This window comes from Cytophaga sp. FL35 (assembly GCF_014349235.1).
Classification (GTDB): Bacteria; Bacteroidota; Bacteroidia; order Flavobacteriales; family Flavobacteriaceae; genus Euzebyella.
Map to the genome: position 1 here is coordinate 1 of NZ_JACSOH010000023.1, position 20,359 is coordinate 20,359.

A 20,359-nucleotide genomic window follows, 5' to 3' on the forward strand; every position below is an offset into this window, starting at 1 on the left:
TTATTACATACTTTAAAAAATAATTCTACACTGAATAACGAGTATTCTCAACTCTTATAAAATACGGTGTATTTTACACATTTATTTATACTAAAGCCTTTGGGATACACGTTTTTATGTTAAATTGAATAACGTTTGGTATAAATACCGAATGTATTTAATGGCAACAGTTCCCTACCTTCATTTCCCCCAGAACAGTTTGCCGGGAGACCGACTGACAAACCTTCTGATATGAAACCAAATTTTTGGCTTTACGGCCTATTGACCGTAATAGTATTTTCCTGTAAAGAAGAACCCAAAATTCAGGATTCTCTTGTAACGAATTCGACATCTCCAAATTTGGAGCGGATTATAAACGATTATAAACAATGCTGGAACAATAACCAACCAGAGTCATTTGAGTGTCTTTTAGCAGAAGATTTTAAGCGTTTTTCAAATGGAAAATTAGAAGCAACCAATTACGAAGAACTTACGGCGCTTGTAAATTCTCTACATGATTATATTCCAGATTTTCATACGGAAGTAAAGGATTTGGTCATTCAAGACAACAAGGCTTTTTATAGGTGGGAGTGCACAGGAAGTTTCAATGAAAACGGAACCACCAACCTTAAAAAGACTATAAATGGTTTTGCCGTTATCACATTTAGCGAGGATGGCTTAATACATAGACATGAAAACTTTTACGACTCGCTAGAGGCGTTTTTGAGGCTAAAAACCCCAACCAAAGGTGAAGTGGTACTTCACTAAAATCCATGTCTTTGAAATCAGTATTATCTATCTCTTCACTATTAATTGATATTAATCTCGGAAAAGAAATTTAAAACCAAACATTAGAACGTTATAAGGCGGTTCAAGTTTTGGTTCTTTCTAAAATTCCTTGATTAGAACCAATCCTTTTTTTCCAGTTATATTGATTTCTCCTTGAATATTGCTACCATAACTTGCACTGATCTCCCTTAGTTTTTTTCCTTTGTCCAACATTTTGGAAGAGACCTTCTCAAAGGACTTGGGCAACCTAACCAATCCTTCTTCCAAAACTGCGTTGAACGAATGCGAAAAGTTATTTACGTTTATGTTTACCTCGGAAGATTCTTGATTTACATTTATTTGTGTTTCAGGTGCAATTACTTCATCTACCCTTAAATCTGCAACTCGCATATTTAAATCTGCATAGGTGCTCAATCTCGTTAATTGTAGATTGGTAAATTTTAAGGTACCGTACAGACTTCCAACTTCAGAAATAACAACTTCGTCCTTATTGGAATGAAGCTCCATTGAAGTTATTTTTTGAACGTCAATTTCACTGCCATTTGAATTAATATGTAGACTTTTGGAATCCTCCATATCCAAAGAACCGTTGGTAAGTTCAAAGTTTCCGTAATTAATATTTCTAGCTTTTATTTCGCCATACTGCATGCTAAGGTCGGCTTTGTTTAAATCATTGTTCAACCACATATCGCCATGTTCTACCTTAGCTTTTAAAACACCTTTCCAGCTTTCCACAAATACATCTCCAAATTTATTGGAGATATCAAGTTCCGCTTTAGTAGGCAGATATACCTTGAAATCAATTTTGATGGTACTTTTATCCATATCAAAAGGATTGGCTTTCTCAAAAAGTTGATTAAAAAAACCGGTTTCCTTTTCTAAAACCTCATAGGTAACGGAAACATAATTTTCACTATTTCTCAAAATAGGTTTTATTCTTTTGAGCATCACCTTGGCTTCTTCCTTCTTTTTGTTTTCTACTGTGATATCCATGGTAATGACCAGTTCTTCTTTTTCCCAACCATAGACCTTGATGTCGCCATACTTGTTCTCAATATTAAGCGCACCGGAATTGGTAAACCTGTACGTTTTTTCCAATTTCTTGGTTACCTTTTGTTGAGCATAAACACTTCCCATAATTCCAAAAATGGCAACAAAAACCCAAATTTTCTTATAACGTATAGCCATATTCCTCTTCTTTAATTTTGGTATCGTTCAATTGTTTCAATAGGTTTTCTATGAGCACAATTCGCTTCTTGTAATTGGCAACAATTGCCTCTAATACCAATTGATTATCTAAATTATTCCGCATCTCCTTTCGCAGTTCATCATACTCTTGATCCAATTCATCCATAAAGGACAAAAACTCCTGCTTTTCTTCATCTGAAAGTTGACTGTTCTTTTTTATGAGCTGTACTTGATAAGAAACCAGACCTTGGTAATGACGATCAATGTCCTGTAACTCCTTGGAAGCGTACATGGCTTTCTCGTTATTGCCGACTTCCATAAATGAAATTCCCAAAAGGGCTCCTGCCCCTAAAAGAATGCATATGCTCGCGGCTACCTTAAATATGGATTTTCTCCAAAGCGGTATCACCTTTGTTTTTGAATCCGGTAGGCGAGATTCTATATTCGCCCACATTTTGGAGCGATCGGCCACCTGTACATCAAACTCCTTTCTTCTTTCTCTTATATTTTTTTCAAAACTGTCCATCACAGATTTTTAATGATATCAATTAATTTCTTTTTCGCCCTGTGGTATTGGGATTTGGATGTGGAGGTACTAATCCCCAGTACTTCACCAATTTCCATATGGTCATAACCTTCCAGCAGATAGAGGTTAATTATTTGTCTGTAACCATCAGGTAGCTTATCTATTCCTAATTTTACTTTGCTGATTTCCACTGCTTCCATCATTTCTTCCGGCGCATCATCGGATAGGTGAAATTCATGCTCATCCATTGGTGTTACCGGAATTCGTTTTAACTTTAAATGGTTAATGGATTTATTGATTACAATACGTTTGAGCCATGCACCAAAAGTACTTTCATACTTGAAGCTCTCTAAATTTTTAAATGCTTCCACAAAACTATCCTGAACTATATCTTCCGCATCCTCTTTAATTTTCAAAAACCGCATACCAACATTGTACATGGCATCTATGTAGAGCTCGTACAGTTGATACTGTGAGTTTCTATCTCCTTGCTTGCTTTTCTCCACCAGGGATTTATGTGTAAAACGAATATCGGTTTCCAACTAAAACAGAATGGCTGTTACTACAAAGGTTACTGTTCTCTTTTAAAGACAATACTAAATTCTAAAGGTTGCACTGTCTACCAAAAAAAATGTTTTGCTATAAACTTACTAAAACCAAATTGCTCGGTTTAGTGAATTATTCTCTAAAATTTGGTAGTTCATGCAACCTGTAAAAATTTCATCTGTCCATAAGGGTGTTCAATAATCAAAAAAAGTATGGGCATGAAAACAAACAACAAAGAAGGATTTGTGAAGCGGACCAAAAGATACCTTCTTCTCTTTTCTTTTCTAATGGTATCTATCTCCTATAGTCAAGAGAATTTTACCTTAAACGGAAGTATTACAGATAGTACGAATGGCGAAACCCTATTTGGTGCCTCAGTGTTTTTAGAGGGAACTACCATTGGGGCCATTACCAATGAGTATGGTTTTTATTCTTTAACCGCACCAAAGGGAAACTATACCCTATTAATCAGTTATATGGGGTATAACAGTAAAAGAAGGGAATTAACTCTAAATAGCAAACAAAAACTGGACTTTGAATTAGTTGAGTATTCCACGGAACTTAATGAAGTTATTGTAACAGCCGATGAACCGGAAATGGCCGTTTTGCGAAAGCCCGAAATGAGTGTTTCCAAAATGAACATTGCTACGGTTAAACAAATGCCGGTGGTACTGGGTGAAGTAGATATCCTAAAGTCCCTACAGATGTTACCCGGGGTGACCAACAATGGAGAAGGCAGTGGTGGGCTGCATGTAAGGGGAGGGGCCCAAGATCAAAATTTAGTACTACTGGACGAGGCGATCATTTATAACACGTCACATCTTTTCGGTTTTTTTTCTGTTTTTAATGCAGATGCCATTAAGGATATGAAATTATACAAAGGAGGTATTCCCGCACGATTTGGGGGTAGGGTTTCGTCTGTCTTGGATGTACGACAAAAGGATGGGAACAATAAAAACTTTGCTTTAACAGGGGGGATTGGCGCCATTTCTAGTAGGCTGGCGGCCGAAGGCCCTATTTTCAACGACAAAGGTTCCTTTCTAGTAGCTGGAAGAACTTCCTATGCCCATCTGTTTCTAATGCTGGCGGGCGAGAAAAATAGAGCAAGTTTTTATGACCTTAACCTGAAGACTAATTATGAAATTAATGAAAACAACAAACTCTTTCTTTCAGGATATTTTGGCAGGGATATTCTAAAGTTCGGGGATGTTTTTGATAGCAGTTACGGTAACTCCTCCGGAAACCTTAGATGGAACCATATTTTTAACGAAAGGTTATTTTCCAATATGTCCGCTATTTACGGTAGATATGATTATAACATCGGTTTCAATAGTGAGGATTTTGAATGGTTGGCATCTATTGATAATTACAATTTGAAGTACGACCTTAAGTATTATTTCAATGATGGTTTTAAGTTGGATTTTGGTGCCAGTGCTATTTACTATGAATTTGATCCTGGCAGGTTGGAGCCTACTTCAAACGAATCGGCTATCAATCCGCTTAAATTGGACATCAAAAAAGCGCTGGAGAGTGGCTTATATGTTAATGCCGAACATAAGTTAACCGATAGATTATCTGCCCAATATGGTCTTCGCTTTAGTCTTTTCAATAGAATGGGCGGTCAGGCCTTAAATGACTATGAAAATGACCTTCCTGTTGTATTTAACAGTAGACTGGGAATCTATGAAGAGGGAAATGTTATAGGGGAAACCTATTATGAAAATAGGAATTCTATTGAAGCATTTCATAATTGGGAGCCTAGGGCATCGTTAGCGTATCAGCTAAATGAAAATTCCTCAGTGAAAGCCGGGTTTTCTAGGGCGGCCCAATATATTCACCTTCTTTCAAATACAACCTCCGTAACTCCGGTAGATGTTTGGACACCCAGCGGTAAATATGTTAAACCACAATTATCCAATCAATATGCCTTGGGATATTTCAGAAACTTTAAGGATAAAGAGTATTCCATGGAAGTGGAGGGCTACTATAAAACAGTAGACAACAGGATCGATTATATAGATGGTTCTGAGCTCATTGGACAAGAAGCCATTGAAACGCAAATATTAAATGGCGAATCCCGAGCTTATGGGTTAGAGGTCTTGTTACGTAAAAATGAGGGCAAGCTTACCGGATGGTTGGCATATACCTTGTCCAAATCTGAGCAGAGAACTCCTGGTGGCAGTGCTGGAGGTTTGGGAATCAATGACGGGGAATGGTACAGAACTCCTTATGATCGAACTCATGATATTTCGGTGGCCGCAAGTTATTATCTAAACGAAAAATGGAGTTTTGGAGGTAATTTGGTCTTTCAAACGGGTAGACCAGTTACCTATCCAAATGGTCAGTATATATATGAGGATATTTCCGTGGCTAGTTATGCTCCAAGGAATTCAGACCGTTTACCTGCCTATCATCGTTTGGACCTTTCTTTAAATTATAAACCGAACAAAAGACCTAAAGCAGCCTGGAAAGGGGAATGGGTTTTAGGTATTTACAATGTTTATAACAGAAAAAACGCAGCATCCATTTCTTTTGGTCAAAACCGGGAAACCGGTGCCAATGAAGCTACTAGAACTGCCATTTTTGGAATTGTTCCATCTCTTACTTATAACTTCAAATTCTAAACATTATGAAAAATATCAGATTCCTCATACTACTTTTTACTTCCCTCATTCTCACAACATCTTGCGAGGATGTTATTGATGTTGATGTTCAAAATGCCAATACCAGGTTAGTTGTGGAAGCTTCCTTGGACTGGGAAAAAGGCACTGCCGGAAATATACAGACCATCAATCTTAGAACTTCCACCCCCTTTTTTGAAAGTGGTTCCAATACCTCCGTAACAGGAGCTCTTGTAACCGTCACAGATTTGGACACGGGTACCGAATTTTCATTTGTAGATGAGAACAATGGTAGCTATAGGACCAACGAATTTGAGCCCTTTCTTGGACACACCTATGAACTAGAAATCGTATATAACGGGGAAATTTTCACAGCGAAGGAAAACCTAAATTCCGTCCCGGACCTAAACATTATTGGACAGAGTAGGGAGGACGGGTTTAATGAGGACGACCTAGAGGTAAACATGAAAATTCAAGATCCTCCTGAAGAAGGAAACAGCTATTTTTTTAAGTTTTGGAAACAAGGAGAGTTACTGCCTTATTTTGAGGAATTTGATGATGAATTCGTTAATGGAAATGTAGTTGATTGGTATTTTGAAATTGGTGAGGATGAGGAAACGGAAAAAAAAGAAGCATTTCAACCAGGGGATACGGTAGAAATAAATTTTTATTCTATCTCACCTGAATACCTATCCTATTTGCGAATTTTGATCAACCAAATTGGCGGTGTGGGTTTGTTTGATTCAATTCCTGTAGAAGTCAAAGGTAATTGCGTTAATGAAACCAACCCGGAGAACTATGCTTATGGATACTTTAGAGTTACCCAGATGGTAAAAGCAAGTTATTTATTTGAGTAGTTAAATTTCTAATACAACTACCACCAAACTACGAACATTTTCGTAAAACCACCATTTTGCTTTTTCATCCATATCATGGGGGAGTTTTCCTTTATGATTCTAATATTTATTTCCAAAAGACATTCGTAATGGGTCAACCAGTCTACATTTTTAGGTGGATCAATGACCCATTGCGATTTATACGGAATATAATACTGATGTTCTTTAAATTCGGTAGCGTTGAATTCATCAAAAGAAATCCAAAATCCAGCAATACAGGATTTGTTCAAAGGCCTGATATGAACGGTAGGGTTCCAATAGGGTACAAATAATTGTGCCTTGAAACAACACTGATGCACTAACTCATTACTTTCAATTCCATTATTTTTTAGTGCGGTGATGGCCTCAGGCTCATGTACTAATTGAAACTGTTGATTCTTAATCTTCTCCATTTTGGTAAAGAACATATCCCGTCTATTAGGACCCATCAATTGATGGATTGGCTCGCTAATAGATGAATCGATGATATAGAATTTATAAGTGAGCTCTACATGAAGGAGCCTATGACTTTGCAGGTCTTCTAAAATAAAATCAATTTCCCCTATGGTGCGTTTTTCCCTTTGCACAGGAAGATTGTGTAGTCTAACTTTGAATTTTTTAGAATAGTTAATCAATTGTAGAAAGACACTTTCCATTTGATGGCCCAACCTCATTTTTGTTGAAATTGGTTGGGTCTCCAAACCCTCAAATTCAATCTTCGGAAATGGAAATTGGACCATTCCAAATTGCTCATGTACCCAAAGTGGAGGGGTATTGTAAAATCCGATAAATTGAGAATTGGGCATGAATAATGTGGTTTTTGGATTTTTAAAGTTGAAAGTTTCAAAATACAGGATGTAAAGTAAAAATCATCATAATTTCTCTATCTTGTACAACTACCAATAGATATAGTACTTATTAATTAAACTAAACTACCAAAAATGAAATCGAACCGAAGAAATTTTATTAAAAAGACGAGCATGGTGGGAGCTGGAATAACCTTGTCTCCAGCTATTGCCAAAGCTAATTTTTTTGGAACTGAAAGAGCCTTCAATGCCCAATATATGGGAGATTTTTCAGCACCTAAATTAGATACCGTACGTTTTGCATTCATTGGTGTTGGAGCCAGAGGTTCGGGCCATGCTAAACAAATTGCCGCTATTGAAGGAACTGAGATCGTTGCTATTTCCGACTTGTATGAGGATTTGGCAAAAAAGTCTGCGGAGGCCTGCAAAGAGCAGGGTAAAGGGGAACGCCACAAGAAAATAAAGCTGTATACCGATGGCGAAAACGACTGGAAAAAGATGTTGGCTAAAGAAAAACCTGATGCGGTCATAATAGCCACTCCGTGGAAACTTCATGCCCCAATGGCCTTAGAGACGATGAACGCAGGAGCGCACGCTTTTGTAGAAGTCCCATTAGCATTGACCATTGATGAAATGTGGCAACTGGTAGATGCTTCCGAGAAGACCAAAAAGCATTGCATGATGATGGAGAATGTGAATTATGGCAGGGAGGAACTTCTTTATTTAAATATGTGCAGGCAGGGTGTTTTAGGCGAGTTGCTACATGGCGAAGCTTCCTATATTCATGAATTAAGGGGACAAATGAATCAAGTGGATAGAGGTACGGGATCTTGGCGAACCTACCATTATGCCAAAAGAGACGGAAATCTGTATCCTACCCATGGCCTAGGTCCTGTAGCGCAGTATATGAACGTGGGTAGGGGAGACGATAATTTTAAGTTTATAAATTCTTTCTCCTCTCCTGCAAAGGGAAGACCGCTATATGCCAAAAAGAACTTTCCGGCAGACCATCAATGGAATCAATTGGATTACAAGGGTGGCGATATGAACACCTCCATTATCAAAACTACTTTAGGAAGAACCATTATGGTACAGTGGGATGAAACCAGCCCCAGACCTTACAGTCGTCATAATTTAATTCAAGGTACCAAAGGAACTTTAGCTGGCTTCCCAACAAGAGTGGCATTGGAAGGTGGTGTGGAAGGAGCTACCGATAACCACCATCAATGGGCTCAGGGAGAACAATTAGCAAAAATCTATGAAAAATATGAACACCCGCTCTATAAAAGATTAGGAGAGTTATCCGTAAAAATGGGAGGCCATGGCGGTATGGATTTTATGATGTTGTATCGTGTGGTTGAATGTCTTAGAAAAGGACTTCCTTTAGATCAAAACTTATATGAAGGTTGTTTTTGGAGTGCCGTGGCACCATTAAGCGAAGCTTCCGTGGCAACCAACGGCGCTCCTCAAGAGTTTCCGGATTTTACCAGGGGTAATTGGAAAAGTACCAAGGCCCTGGCTGTGGTGGACTAAAAACCTATTTGGGAGTGAGCTTCTTGACAAAGTCTCTCACTCCCTTTTACCGTTAACATTTCCTAAAAACAGCGGTATTCACAGCTAAAAACACTAATTTTATGTAATGGCTATGAATACTAGAAACGGATTTCGCTTCACTCCCTATGAAGCACCCGAACAAACTCCATTTGAAAGACTTTTTGAAATTTTTCAAGAACTCATAACGCACACGTCCGGCGATTTTGATGAGGCTATCGACTGGTTAAGGGAATTGGATAAAGAATATGAACTAACGGATGATGAATATACCATTGATGACTTTATTGAAGAGTTAAAGGCGAAGGGTTACATCAGAGAAGAATTTGAAAACGGAGGCGATGAATCAGGAAATGGAAAAGAAGGTGAAGACGGAGATGGAAAAGGCCAAATTTCCATTACGGCAAAATTAGAACGTCTTATAAGACAAAGAGCCTTAGATCAAATTTTTGGTAAACTTAAACGACATGGTGCCGGTAACCACAAAACCGGTAAATCTGGGCAAGGAGATGAGCATACGGGAGACTTAAGGGAGTACCGTTATGGAGATGGTCTAGAAAATATTTCTATGACCGAAAGTCTTAAAAATGCCCAAGTCAATCATGGCATAGGTAGTTTCTCCCTAAACGAAGACGACTTGGTGGTAGAAGATACCCAATACAAGGCCCAAATGAGCACGGTACTCATGATCGATATAAGCCATAGCATGATTTTATATGGCGAGGACCGTATCACTCCTGCCAAAAAAGTGGCGATGGCCCTAGCGGAACTTATTACCACTAGATACCCCAAGGATACTTTGGACATTTTGGTTTTTGGTAATGACGCTTGGCCCATTACCATAAAGGAATTACCGTATTTAAAGGTAGGTCCGTACCATACCAATACGGTCGCAGGATTGCGACTTGCAATGGATTTGCTTAGGCGTAAACGAAATACCAATAAGCAGATATTTATGATTACGGATGGTAAGCCTAGTTGTTTAAGGCTCCCAGACGGCAACTATTATAAAAACAGTGTAGGATTGGATGATTACATTGTTGAAAAATGTTACAATATGGCCAGACAGGCCAGAAAACTTCATATTCCCATTACCACCTTTATGATAGCTCAAGACCCCTATTTAATGAGGTTCGTGCGTCATTTTACCGAAGCTAATAAGGGGAAAGCTTTTTTTACCGGATTAAAGAACTTGGGGGAAATGATTTTTGAGGATTATGAGACCAACAGAAGAAAAAGAATGAAATAATTGCGAAATTGGTAAGTAACTTACCTTTTAGATCAAACTGAAAAAGAGAGCATGAATAACGATTATTTAAAAATTAAAACACTTGGTGAGCTCAAGGCCACAGGTTACCGGACTAAAAGTATAAAGGATGAACTAAGGGATAACCTAAGGGATAATATAAAGGAAGGAAAAAATAGTTTTGAAGGTGTTTGGGGTTATGAAAACTCCGTAATTCCACAATTGGAAAGAGCTATTTTATCTCGTCATAATATTAACTTATTAGGTTTAAGAGGTCAGGCAAAAACCCGATTGGCCCGTTTAATGGTAAATCTGTTGGATGAGTGGGTTCCCATTGTAAAAGGTTCGGAAATAAATGATGACCCGCTTCAACCCATGTCCCGTTTTGCCATGGAACTCCTAAAGGAAAAAGGGGACGACACTCCTATTTCTTGGTTACACCGAGAGGAGCGTTTTTCTGAAAAATTGGCTACTCCAGATGTAACGGTCGCAGATTTAATTGGTGATGTAGACCCCATAAAGGCTGCAAATTTAAAACTGAGCTATGCAGATGACCGGGTCATACACTATGGAATGATTCCACGCGCAAATCGATGTATATTTGTTATTAATGAATTGCCAGATTTACAGGCCAGAATACAAGTTTCACTTTTTAATATTTTAGAGGAAGGTGATATTCAAATTAGAGGGTTTAAACTTCGTTTGCCTCTGGATATTCAATTTGTATTTACCGCCAACCCGGAAGATTACACCAATAGGGGAAGCATTGTTACCCCTCTAAAAGATCGTATAGGCTCTCAAATACTAACACATTATCCTGAAACCGTAGAAATTGCAAGAAAAATTACTGCTCAAGAGGCTAAATTAGATGATAGACAGTCAGGTGCTGTGTATGTGCCGGAACTTGCCAAAGACTTGCTGGAACAAATTGGCTTTGAGGCAAGAAACAGTGAGTACGTAGATGCCAAAAGTGGAGTGAGTGCGCGAACGAGCATTACAGCTTATGAAAATCTCTTAAGCACTGCAGAAAGAAGGGCATTGACCACAGGAGCAGATAGTACCATGGTAAGGCTTAGTGATTTTCTGGGCGTGATACCTTCCATTACAGGAAAAATTGAATTGGTCTATGAAGGGGAACAAGAAGGAGCGGATTCCGTTGCAGAGATTTTAATAGACGATGCGGTAAAAAGTCTGTTTCCAGAGTACTTTCCTAAAATAAATAAGCTTGAAAAGAAAGATGCGGTAACCCCTTATGATGAATTGGTATCATGGTTTTTTCAAGGTGAAGGTTTTGAGCTTTTGGATGATTTTACGGATGAAGAATACAAAAGGGCCTTGGATGGTATTCCAGCGCTTAATCAATTGATAAAAGAGTATCAGCCAGATTTCCCAAAAGAAGATGTCTATTTCTTAAAGGAATTAGTCCTTTGGGGATTGGTTTCCCATAAAAAACTGAGCAAAAGTCGCTTTTCGGAAGGTTATCAGTTCAAGGATTTATACGGTAGCTTTATTAGCGGACTTTAAAATAAGCGAAATTCCAATGTATAAAAAGCCCCATCCATATATCAATGGTTGGGGCTTTTATCTATCCTAATATTCGTTGTTACATTTGGTATGCAGGAAGGTTAAAAATAAAGGAACTTCCTTCCTTAGGTTTACTCAATACGGTAATGGTAGTATCGTGTAAATCCATTATTTTTTTCACAATGGCCAAACCTAGTCCATGTCCCTGTTTTTTTGAATCGGCACTTTTGTCCACTTGTTTGTAACGGTCAAAAATATAGGGCTGTTCATTAACAGGTATACCAGTTCCGGTATCGGTAATATTGATTTCAACGTTTTTTCCTTTTTTATGAAGGGCCAAGGTTACCTTTCCCTTTGGTTCTGTATATTTTATGGCATTTTCAATTAAATTTTGCAGAGCTCTTTCCACCAGACTTACATCGGCAAAGACCAGACAATTTTCTTCTGGGTTGTCCAATTCCAATTCTATTTCTTTTTTCTGGGCAATAACCCTGAATTTTGCTATTAGATCATGGGAAAGTTCGGTAATGGAAAAAGGCTCCTTTACGGGTACTACCTGTTCTGCCTCTAACTTGGAATATTCAAAAAGCTGATTGATCAAGTTGGAAAGCTTATCCACATTATCATGGGTAATTTGTAGATATTCGTCCTTTTCTTCTTCCGTTAACGAATCTCGCTTAATCTGTAATGTTTCAATATATCCTTTAAGAACGGCCAAAGGGGTTCTAAGGTCATGTGAAACGTTGGCTATAAGTTCCCTTCTTAATTGATCTATGGATTGCATTTTATCCATATTACTTACAATACTATCTGCCATTTCATTAAAGGACTTGGCAAATACCTCAATGTCCGATTTTTCTGGATGGGCAATTCTAGCCTTAAGATCACCATCGTGGAATTTTCTAACCGTACGAGTGATAAGACGCAAATTTTTGGTAATGAACCAAATTGCCAATAGACCTATTATTACAGAAAACAACATGGTCAGCAAGGTCGCGCCCACGCCAAGCCTGGTAAAATACTGACTCATTAAATTATCGCTTACCTCCTGAAACTTCTTTCCGGCAAGGACAATATAGATATATCCTTCGTGACCATCAACGCTATAGGGTGCAGCAGAAAAAATCTTTTTCTCTCCGGGATTTCTGGGATCATCACCCAAAATAAAACGGGTACCACCATCGGCAATAAAAGATTCAATAGGAATTAAATCCACGTTTTTTGCGGCATCCTTATCTTCTGGATCCAGAACAACCGAGTAAAGAATCTCCCCAGATTTACCAAGTAAATACACCTCAATACTTTGATTAACGGCCATCATATCGTGCATTAAGTCGCCAAAAAGCGCCTTGTTAACGCTGCCATCTTCCATAAAAGGGGAGGCGCCATTAAATTTTTCGGCAATGACATGGTTTGCAACTTCGGCATTAAGCCTTTGAGTAGTTTCTTGGCTATGCTTGTTTGCAAAATAACCGGTGATAAATATGTAGGATGCCCCCATAAGTAGGACCAAACCAATAAAGGCCAGCCATAATTTTTTTACCAATTTTGGGGTTAGCGTCTTTTCACTTTTCATAGAACAATATCTTCATTAAACTTATAACCTACGCCCCAAGTGGTAAGTATATAGGAGGGGTTGGCCATATCCGACTCTATTTTGGCCCTTAGCCTATTTATATGGGAATTGACCGTATGCTCATAGCCGTCAAAATTATAGCCCCAAATAATGTTCAGTAATTCTGTTCTACTATAGTTCCTGCCTGGGTTGGATGCCATAAGGACCAAAAGTTCAAACTCTTTTGGGGAAAGCTCCACTTTATTACCTTTCAGCAAAACCTTTCTTTTATCGATATTGATCTGCAACCCTTCAAATTCAATAGTAGAAGATTCTTCAACAACAGTTTGCTTGTTGTCCGTACGTCTTAATACCGCTTTGATCCTAGCCAAAAGCTCTCTAATGCTAAAGGGTTTAGTTATATAATCATCCGCTCCGATCTCGAGTCCTAAAACACGATCAATTTCTTCAGATTTGGCGGTAAGCATAATAACTGGGGTCTGCTTTTGTGCCCTTAACTTCTTACATACTTCCACACCGTCCATGGAGGGAAGGGTCAAATCCAAAAGAACCAGGTCATAGTCCTTTTCCAAAGCCATCTCCAATCCTTCTTTTCCATCCCTCGCCTTGGAAGTGGAATAAATCAAGTCCGTAAGGTGAATTTCCAACAGCTTGATGATTTCGGGATCATCTTCTATTATCAGTATATCTTTCATAATGTATTAAATACGAATGACGCTAAAAAGTATCACACAATTATCACAAGAGCGGTTATATCCTAAATCATTAGGATTATAAGGCCATAAATAATCATCAGGATATTGATTTGGTCGTAGTTTTTATTAAAAACTCACAGAAATATTACATAATTAATAATAAAGTTTAAGTTTTTGTGATCTTGTCATGATGTAGCTGTGGTTAGTTTGCTATGAATCTAAAACAGCATTATTATGAAAACAAAAAAACTACTTTTATTAATGGTTGGTGTTTTTCTGCTTGCCTTTGCTTCATGCGAAGAGGACAACGAAATACCTGTAGTGGAAAATACGAATGAATCCAGTAATCCTACAACCGAACCCGAAGCTTCTGAAGAAGGGGAGGAGGAAGTGGAAGAAGAAATGGTCGCCATGGCAGACTTTACCGTAACTATAGAAAACGTAGTTACTCCAAAACCTATTTTTGAAAGCGGTGTTTTTGCAGTTCCAGTAGGTCAAAGTGGACCGGCACCCTTATTTCCTGGAGATGCCTATGCGTTTGAAATCAATGCAGGTCCACATGTTCTTCCCGGAGATGGAGGTACAAGATTATCGTTTGTAACTATGTTTGTACAATCAAACGATTTGTTTTTTGCACCTAACGAAGAAGGCATTGCTTTGTATGAAGAAAATGGGGCTCCTATCTGTGGCGATGGACCGGTAGATGTTACCGACCAAGTTTTATTATGGGACGCAGGTACGGAGGTAAACGAACAGACGGGCGGCCCCAATCAAAAACCACAACAAGCCCCTGATGCTATGGATCAAGGAGAAGATGAAAATGGCGTGGTAACGGAAGTTAAAGACAATAGCTGTGCATTTGGCAACGAATTACCCACAGTGGCAGAAGTAATTAAGGTGACTATAGAATTGGTTGCTCCTGCAAGGTTCAAAGTGAAAATCAAAAATGTCTCAACCGCAACGACCATTTCAGTTCCAGCACAAGGAGAAAATGCCAAAGCTGCTGTGCCAATTTCTCCAGGGGTATTTGCTGTTCACACGGCACCGGCTCCATTTTTTGTTGAGGGAGAAGCTGCTGCAGGTGCAGGATTGATTGCTAGCGAAACAGGAGTAGAGGATGTGGCCGAAGACGGATTTTTGGATGCCCTATATATGGACACCAAAGCGGCAACGGGTCTAATTGTCCCTTTGTCTCCAGGAGCTTGGGCTGTACATAAGGAAGGAATTATGCCTTTGTTCGAAAAAAACATGCCTGATTTTGGTGAAGGGTTAGAAGGTCTTGCAGAAGATGGGAACGTAGCTATGTTAGGTGAGTCACTTATGAACAAGGAAGGTATTATGGAGTCAGGAATTTTTAATACCCCAGTTGGTGCTTCTGAACCAGGACCCATTGGACCAGGAGGTCAATACCAATTTTCTTTTACCGCAGAAGAAGGCTACCAACTATCTTTAGCTACTATGTTTGTGCAAAGTAATGATTGGTTTTACAGTTTTAAACCTGAAGGATTGCCATTGTTCAAAGATGGTGAGGCCATGATGGGTGATGTAACTGAATACATTTATCTATTTGACGCAGGAACAGAAATTGATGAGTACCCTGGGGCCGGTATTGCTCAAGTGATAAGACAGGGGGACATGGATGCAGGGGAGATGGACTCCAATTCAAATGTAAGAGTAGTGACCGGTGAGGAATTTGATAATATCCCGGCCAACTCCTATGTTCTCAAAGTATCCATCGAAGCCAATTAAAAATGCTTTAAGGAAGAATCGCTATGAAAACTAAAGAGCCCTAATATATTTAGGGCTCTTTAATACTATTTGGAGAATAGAATTATTCCCAAGAATCTATATGTTGATTTTCTTCATCCATATTATAGTGTCCTACCAAGGTTTTCCTAAAATGAATGGCCATAAAACTAAGTGCTACCAATGATATTTGCAAAATAAAAAGCAAAATACCAACTGGCCAGAACGTATTGGGAATTACATGGGAAGCAAAATCAAACGAGGATAATAAGGTGGTCAAAGTTTGAAAAGCATAGAACAGATATAACAGAATAACCACATATAGCAAATACTCCGTTATTTTCATTTGTGGATCGGTATGTTCATATTCCTTTATCTTAAACCGGAGTACATATAAAAATAATAGGTGTACCAGACTAAATAGTGGAAATGCAAAATTTTCCCAATTTAAAACAGGAAAACTATTGGTGAACAATCCGTAAAAATTTAAGATGGATAGCACTATTATGAGAACTACAGTCGTATAAATAGTCCTTTTCCAAGGCAGTAGCGTTTCTAAAATCTTCATACCAAATGCAATTATCAAGAATAAACTAAAAACAAGTTCAACGTATCTTGAAAATGGTTTATTTAAAATATTCGATTAACCGCATTTTAAATCAGCCAAGCCAACCTATAGTGCGGGGGAACTAAAAGTTGATGGTGAAAGTAAATATTTTATTGACAACTACTTATAAATTTCGATGATTAGCTAAGAATCCCTTTTTCATGTAATTTTTTGGAGTAGAGAACCAGCAGAATACTGATAATAATAATGATTACAGGAAAAACCATAGCGCTTTTGCCAAATACCTCAAAGGTATTGCTTAGAAAAAATTGGTAGACGTTTTGGACTATGACACCCAGAAATGATATTATATATAACGTTTTTGCCCATTTCTTTCTAAACAATAAGGCTATACTACCTAAAAGACCTGCCCAAACGGCGATGGCAAATGCCCCAGTTACCCAAGCCGGTCTTACTGCGTATAGTTTTTGTTGGTCTTCAGGTAATTGAGCTAGATCATCTAAACTCATAAAGGCGTCTGCCAAATAGGAAAGAACACCAACAAGATTCCATAAGACCGCTAATACGGCGATGACCCAAAACACCGTGCTTGGTCTTTTAACAGCGTTATCCATAATTATTAATGATTGGTTGTCTTTACAAAGTACAAAAAAATGCCTAGTTTGCTATATTTAAATTCGGATGCAGAAGCAACGCTATTATTACTTGATACAGTTACAATACCTTGGTTTTAGGTATAGTGGCTGGCAACATCAGCCAGGGCAAAAAACCATTGAATCCATGTTGCAAAAAACCTTGAAATTTGTGCTCCCTGGAAGAAGTGGCAAAGTTTTGGGAGCTGGTAGAACAGACGCGAAAGTTTCGGCCTTGGATATGAAATTCGAGCTGTTTTTGGAAGATGAGCCTCTAGAGGATTTGTTTGGATTTCAAGAGCTGTTCAATAAAAACCTTCCGCCGGATATAAGAATTTTGAATATCAACAAAACTGATTCCAAATTCAATATTATACAAGATGCCAAGGAGAAAGAGTACCTTTATTTATTTTCCTTTGGCGAAAAGAACCATCCTTTTTGTGCTCCATTTTTAGCGAACATCCTTGACGATTTAGATATAGAACTGATGATGAAAGCTGCCAAATTGTTTGAAGGAACCCATGATTTTTTAGCATATACCGCTCGATTGCGTGAGGGAACCCGCACCCTTAGAACAATTACGCACTGTTCACTCACTGAAAACACCCTTTTAAAAGCCAATTTCTTTCCTAAAAAAAGCTATGTGTTTACGGTAAGGGGAAATGGTTTTATGAGGTACCAAATCAGAATGATGATGGGAGCTCTAATACAATTGGGAAGGGGAGAACTTACCTTGGCGGATATTGAAAACACCCTTTCACCTAATGCGAGCATTGAACTTAACTTTGTGGCTCCTGGATCAGGGCTCCTTTTAAATAGGCTTGACTTTACTTAAGATAATTGTCATCTAGCTATCTTTATAAAAACTAAAGTACAAATGGCGAAACCCAGAAAAAGAAGATTACTCTCCAAATTAAAGCCCCGCAAACAATCAAAGTTTGAACGCAAAATGGGTAAGGCTCCCGGCACCATTACTTATATGGGTAAAAGGGAAGGCTCTCAGAGTGTCGTCAATATTATGGAATACAATCATGATGAACTCAATACGAGTAATCCTAGCGATATTGATAGTATTGTAGCCCATAGAGACCCCCCTTTGACTTCTTGGGTAGATATAATTGGTCTAAGCGATGAACACTTCATAGAGTTGGTGGGAAAAAGGTTTGGATTGAATTCCTTGGTAATGGAAGACATTGTAGATACTACCCAGCGTCCAAAAATTGATGAGTATGATGATTATCTATTTGGTGTTTTTAAGATGCTCTATATAGATGATGAGACAAATGAAATTGTATATGAACATGTAGCGCTGGTATTATTGGAAAATTGTGTATTGGTTTTTCAAGAATTGGAGGACGATGTTTTTTCAGGAGTCCGTAATAGGGTTAAAAACCAGTCCGGTAGAATACGTACTCGCGGTGCGGATTATCTTTTTTTCGCTCTGCTTGATGCCATTGTGGATAACTATTTTGTGGTTCTTGAATATCTAAACCACCGCATTGAAACCCTTGACGAACTCGTTTACCAAAATCCTACCCAAGAAATTGTTCAGGACATTCAGGATCTTAAAAAACAGGTCTTAAAGGTTAGAAGGTGGATTTCTCCCGTTCGCGAATTAGTAGGTAGGTTGATCGATTCGGAAAACCTGTTGATTACAAAAGATACCAAAGTATTTTTAAGGGATATTCTAGACCATTCCCTAGAAATCAATGAAAGTTTACAGATTTACAGGGAGATGTCCATGAGCTTGATGGAAATGTACATGAGCAACATGAGTAACAAAATGAACGAAGTCATGAAGGTTTTGACCATAATGGCCTCTATTTTTATTCCACTCACTTTTATTGCAGGTATTTACGGTATGAATTTTGACCACATGCCAGAACTTCATTGGGAACATGGCTATGTTATGGTATGGATCATTATGATTGTTCTTTTTATTGGGATGATGGTCTATTTTAAACGTAAGAATTGGCTGTAAAACTGAAAGGCATCCTTGTTTTTGCTTCCTTATTTTTTTCTATTGAACAAAGCCTAAGTGGACTTCAGACGTAATTTTGTTGCTATAATTTTAAAAATTATAAAGATGAAAAATACAAAACAACTTTTGTTCGCCTTACTGCTATTAACCTCAGAAATGGTTTTGGCACAAGGAACGGACAGGGAAATTTCTGAAGAAACAACGGAGAAAAAATATGAAATGTATGAAGACGGGCAATTGGTGAAAAAATCAATTAAAATTCATACAGTTGTAAAGCAGGACATTAAGTTTGCCGAAGAGGATGAGGATAAAATAGATGCCAGGAGAATTATTACTCCTAAGAAAATAATGAAAACTGTTAGTATTGATAACGATGCGGATGAGGAGTATGATGAAATGATAAAATTTAGTTATATATCTGGCGCCAATAAAGATTTTCTTTTTGGAACCAATGATGACGAGATTTTTAAGGCTTTGGAAAACAGCAAATATTTGAAATTGGACGACAAAGAAAATATGTCCGATGAAAACCTGAATTCTTTAATCGTTATTACGGATGATGACGGACAGGTGGTAGAATTGGTCCTGGAGAAACACAATGAAATGTAATTTTTATAAATAGAGTAGAAGAGAAGCGCTTTAGGGCGCTTCTTTTTTTACGGATTAGTAATAATCCATAAATTCAACTTCAATTAACTTTCGAACATGAAAAAACTGAAAAGGTGGGCAATTGTTCTATTTATCTTGTACGCTTCTGTAACAGTATTTGCCTATTTTTTTCAGGAGAGGCTTATTTTCTTTCCTTCAAAAATGCCTAAAAATCATGTATATGATTTCTGCCAGCCCTACGAGGAATTTAATCTAAAAGCAGAAGATGGTGCAATACTAAACGCCGTACACATTAAACAGGAGAAGCCCAAAGGCATAATACTCTATTTTCACGGTAATTCCGGAAATATCTCCCATTTGATCCATGTGGCCAACATGTTTAGTAGAAAAGGATATGAAAGCATATTGGTAGATTATAGAACCTATGGCAAAAGTACAGGAGAGCTAAGCGAAAATGCGCTTTATAGCGATGCTCAATTATTTTATAATTATGCAAAAGAATTGTATGCAGAGGACCAAATAATTGTTTATGGAAGGTCTTTTGGAACAGGTATTGCTAGTTATTTAGCCTCAGAGAACACACCTAAAAAAATAGTTTTAGAATCGCCATTTTATAGCGCCGTCAATTTAGGAAAACACCGCTTTCCATTTCTTGCTGTCAATTGGTTATCGAATTTCAGGTTTCCATCCAACGAATATTTAAAAAATGTAAATTGTGAAATCCATATATTTCATGGTACGGAAGATGTTGTAATACCGTTTGAATCTGCAAAAAGACTATTCGAGTCTATAAAAGGAAAAAACAAATATCTGTATGCCGTTGAAAATGCCGGTCATAACTATCTACAGGATTTTCAAACCTTTAAAGACGGCATGCAAATGGCATTGGATTGATTACAGA

19 protein-coding genes are annotated in these 20,359 nt (G+C 38.0%); 11 read left to right on the forward strand and 8 right to left on the reverse strand.

Going from position 1 to position 20,359, the window contains the following annotated elements:
• Positions 1–231: 231 nt before the first annotated feature.
• A complete protein-coding gene (locus tag BIZ36_RS16020) occupies positions 232–747 on the forward strand; it encodes an ester cyclase (protein ID WP_187458909.1) in 516 nt (171 codons plus the stop codon).
• Between the two features lie 120 nt (positions 748–867).
• Here BIZ36_RS16020 and BIZ36_RS16025 read toward each other — a convergent pair whose 3' ends face one another.
• From BIZ36_RS16025 to BIZ36_RS16035, 3 genes are read right to left on the reverse strand one after another with little or no spacing between them, the layout of a single operon-like run.
• The gene (locus BIZ36_RS16025; protein ID WP_187458910.1) at positions 868–1,956 is read right to left on the reverse strand and encodes a hypothetical protein; all 1,089 of its coding nucleotides are present in this window, start codon (positions 1,954–1,956) and stop codon (positions 868–870) included.
• Positions 1,940–2,482: a hypothetical protein gene (locus BIZ36_RS16030; RefSeq protein WP_187458911.1), complete on the reverse strand. Its 543-nt coding sequence runs from the start codon at positions 2,480–2,482 to the stop codon at positions 1,940–1,942. Before BIZ36_RS16030 ends, BIZ36_RS16025 begins: the two co-directional genes overlap by 17 nt.
• Positions 2,482–3,024 (reverse strand): RNA polymerase sigma factor, encoded by a 543-nt coding sequence (locus BIZ36_RS16035; protein WP_187458912.1) that lies wholly within the window; start codon positions 3,022–3,024, stop codon positions 2,482–2,484. The genes BIZ36_RS16030 and BIZ36_RS16035 overlap by 1 nt, the downstream gene beginning before the upstream one ends.
• 222 nt (positions 3,025–3,246) lie before the next feature.
• Here BIZ36_RS16035 and BIZ36_RS16040 point away from each other — a divergent pair, with 222 nt between their 5' ends.
• A complete protein-coding gene (locus BIZ36_RS16040) occupies positions 3,247–5,652 on the forward strand; it encodes a TonB-dependent receptor (RefSeq protein WP_187458913.1) in 2,406 nt (801 codons plus the stop codon).
• A 5-nt stretch (positions 5,653–5,657) separates the two neighbouring features.
• The gene (locus tag BIZ36_RS16045; protein WP_187458914.1) at positions 5,658–6,506 is read left to right on the forward strand and encodes a DUF4249 family protein; all 849 of its coding nucleotides are present in this window, start codon (positions 5,658–5,660) and stop codon (positions 6,504–6,506) included.
• Between the two features lie 17 nt (positions 6,507–6,523).
• Here BIZ36_RS16045 and BIZ36_RS16050 read toward each other — a convergent pair whose 3' ends face one another.
• Positions 6,524–7,330 (reverse strand): DUF1853 family protein, encoded by an 807-nt coding sequence (locus BIZ36_RS16050; protein WP_187458915.1) that lies wholly within the window; start codon positions 7,328–7,330, stop codon positions 6,524–6,526.
• A gap of 135 nt (positions 7,331–7,465) precedes the next feature.
• On the opposite strand from BIZ36_RS16050, the gene BIZ36_RS16055 reads away from it, so the two are divergent.
• The 3 genes from BIZ36_RS16055 (at position 7,466) to BIZ36_RS16065 (ending at position 11,651) form a co-directional block, all read left to right on the forward strand.
• Positions 7,466–8,863: a Gfo/Idh/MocA family protein gene (locus BIZ36_RS16055; RefSeq protein ID WP_187458916.1), complete on the forward strand. Its 1,398-nt coding sequence runs from the start codon at positions 7,466–7,468 to the stop codon at positions 8,861–8,863.
• Between the two features lie 112 nt (positions 8,864–8,975).
• A complete protein-coding gene (locus BIZ36_RS16060; RefSeq protein ID WP_222937438.1) occupies positions 8,976–10,130 on the forward strand; it encodes a vWA domain-containing protein in 1,155 nt (384 codons plus the stop codon).
• Between the two features lie 51 nt (positions 10,131–10,181).
• Positions 10,182–11,651: a magnesium chelatase gene (locus BIZ36_RS16065; RefSeq protein WP_187458918.1), complete on the forward strand. Its 1,470-nt coding sequence runs from the start codon at positions 10,182–10,184 to the stop codon at positions 11,649–11,651.
• A gap of 79 nt (positions 11,652–11,730) precedes the next feature.
• On the opposite strand, the gene BIZ36_RS16070 is transcribed toward BIZ36_RS16065, so the two are convergent.
• Positions 11,731–13,227 (reverse strand): sensor histidine kinase, encoded by a 1,497-nt coding sequence (locus BIZ36_RS16070; RefSeq protein ID WP_187458919.1) that lies wholly within the window; start codon positions 13,225–13,227, stop codon positions 11,731–11,733.
• The gene (locus BIZ36_RS16075; RefSeq protein ID WP_187458920.1) at positions 13,224–13,922 is read right to left on the reverse strand and encodes a response regulator transcription factor; all 699 of its coding nucleotides are present in this window, start codon (positions 13,920–13,922) and stop codon (positions 13,224–13,226) included. The genes BIZ36_RS16070 and BIZ36_RS16075 overlap by 4 nt, the downstream gene beginning before the upstream one ends.
• 234 nt (positions 13,923–14,156) lie before the next feature.
• Here BIZ36_RS16075 and BIZ36_RS16080 point away from each other — a divergent pair, with 234 nt between their 5' ends.
• Positions 14,157–15,671, forward strand: coding sequence for a spondin domain-containing protein (locus BIZ36_RS16080; protein ID WP_222937439.1), 1,515 nt, complete (start codon positions 14,157–14,159; stop codon positions 15,669–15,671).
• Between the two features lie 82 nt (positions 15,672–15,753).
• On the opposite strand, the gene BIZ36_RS16085 is transcribed toward BIZ36_RS16080, so the two are convergent.
• The gene (locus tag BIZ36_RS16085) at positions 15,754–16,236 is read right to left on the reverse strand and encodes a hypothetical protein (protein ID WP_187458921.1); all 483 of its coding nucleotides are present in this window, start codon (positions 16,234–16,236) and stop codon (positions 15,754–15,756) included.
• A 179-nt stretch (positions 16,237–16,415) separates the two neighbouring features.
• A complete protein-coding gene (locus BIZ36_RS16090; RefSeq protein WP_187458922.1) occupies positions 16,416–16,850 on the reverse strand; it encodes a hypothetical protein in 435 nt (144 codons plus the stop codon).
• Positions 16,851–16,917: 67 nt separating this feature from the next.
• On the opposite strand from BIZ36_RS16090, the gene BIZ36_RS16095 reads away from it, so the two are divergent.
• The 4 genes from BIZ36_RS16095 to BIZ36_RS16110 all read left to right on the forward strand — a co-directional run bounded on the left by BIZ36_RS16095 (position 16,918) and on the right by BIZ36_RS16110 (position 20,352).
• Complete coding sequence (locus tag BIZ36_RS16095) at positions 16,918–17,703, forward strand: tRNA pseudouridine synthase A (RefSeq protein ID WP_187458923.1); 786 nt, start codon at positions 16,918–16,920, stop codon at positions 17,701–17,703.
• Between the two features lie 42 nt (positions 17,704–17,745).
• Positions 17,746–18,849, forward strand: coding sequence for a magnesium/cobalt transporter CorA (gene corA / locus BIZ36_RS16100; protein WP_187458924.1), 1,104 nt, complete (start codon positions 17,746–17,748; stop codon positions 18,847–18,849).
• Positions 18,850–18,954: 105 nt separating this feature from the next.
• Positions 18,955–19,458 carry a hypothetical protein gene (locus BIZ36_RS16105; protein WP_187458925.1) on the forward strand — a complete coding sequence of 168 codons (504 nt, stop codon included), beginning with the start codon at positions 18,955–18,957 and terminating at the stop codon, positions 19,456–19,458.
• A gap of 96 nt (positions 19,459–19,554) precedes the next feature.
• Positions 19,555–20,352 carry an alpha/beta hydrolase gene (locus BIZ36_RS16110; protein ID WP_187458926.1) on the forward strand — a complete coding sequence of 266 codons (798 nt, stop codon included), beginning with the start codon at positions 19,555–19,557 and terminating at the stop codon, positions 20,350–20,352.
• The last annotated feature ends 7 nt before the right edge of the window (positions 20,353–20,359 follow it).

Bases quoted from the DNA above. Each gene is read 5' to 3' on its own strand.
- BIZ36_RS16075 (WP_187458920.1), bottom strand. From the start codon at position 13,922: ATGAAAGATATACTGATAATAGAAGATGATCCCGAAATCATCAAGCTG.
- BIZ36_RS16110 (WP_187458926.1), top strand. From the start codon at position 19,555: ATGAAAAAACTGAAAAGGTGGGCAATTGTTCTATTTATCTTGTACGCT.
- BIZ36_RS16020 (WP_187458909.1), top strand. From the start codon at position 232: ATGAAACCAAATTTTTGGCTTTACGGCCTATTGACCGTAATAGTATTT.
- corA (WP_187458924.1), top strand. From the start codon at position 17,746: ATGGCGAAACCCAGAAAAAGAAGATTACTCTCCAAATTAAAGCCCCGC.
- BIZ36_RS16080 (WP_222937439.1), top strand. From the start codon at position 14,157: ATGAAAACAAAAAAACTACTTTTATTAATGGTTGGTGTTTTTCTGCTT.
- BIZ36_RS16025 (WP_187458910.1), bottom strand. From the start codon at position 1,956: ATGGCTATACGTTATAAGAAAATTTGGGTTTTTGTTGCCATTTTTGGA.
- BIZ36_RS16040 (WP_187458913.1), top strand. From the start codon at position 3,247: ATGAAAACAAACAACAAAGAAGGATTTGTGAAGCGGACCAAAAGATAC.
- BIZ36_RS16030 (WP_187458911.1), bottom strand. From the start codon at position 2,482: ATGGACAGTTTTGAAAAAAATATAAGAGAAAGAAGAAAGGAGTTTGAT.
- BIZ36_RS16070 (WP_187458919.1), bottom strand. From the start codon at position 13,227: ATGAAAAGTGAAAAGACGCTAACCCCAAAATTGGTAAAAAAATTATGG.
- BIZ36_RS16105 (WP_187458925.1), top strand. From the start codon at position 18,955: ATGAAAAATACAAAACAACTTTTGTTCGCCTTACTGCTATTAACCTCA.
- BIZ36_RS16055 (WP_187458916.1), top strand. From the start codon at position 7,466: ATGAAATCGAACCGAAGAAATTTTATTAAAAAGACGAGCATGGTGGGA.
- BIZ36_RS16090 (WP_187458922.1), bottom strand. From the start codon at position 16,850: ATGGATAACGCTGTTAAAAGACCAAGCACGGTGTTTTGGGTCATCGCC.
- BIZ36_RS16065 (WP_187458918.1), top strand. From the start codon at position 10,182: ATGAATAACGATTATTTAAAAATTAAAACACTTGGTGAGCTCAAGGCC.
- BIZ36_RS16045 (WP_187458914.1), top strand. From the start codon at position 5,658: ATGAAAAATATCAGATTCCTCATACTACTTTTTACTTCCCTCATTCTC.
- BIZ36_RS16050 (WP_187458915.1), bottom strand. From the start codon at position 7,330: ATGCCCAATTCTCAATTTATCGGATTTTACAATACCCCTCCACTTTGG.
- BIZ36_RS16060 (WP_222937438.1), top strand. From the start codon at position 8,976: ATGAATACTAGAAACGGATTTCGCTTCACTCCCTATGAAGCACCCGAA.
- BIZ36_RS16095 (WP_187458923.1), top strand. From the start codon at position 16,918: ATGCAGAAGCAACGCTATTATTACTTGATACAGTTACAATACCTTGGT.
- BIZ36_RS16085 (WP_187458921.1), bottom strand. From the start codon at position 16,236: ATGAAGATTTTAGAAACGCTACTGCCTTGGAAAAGGACTATTTATACG.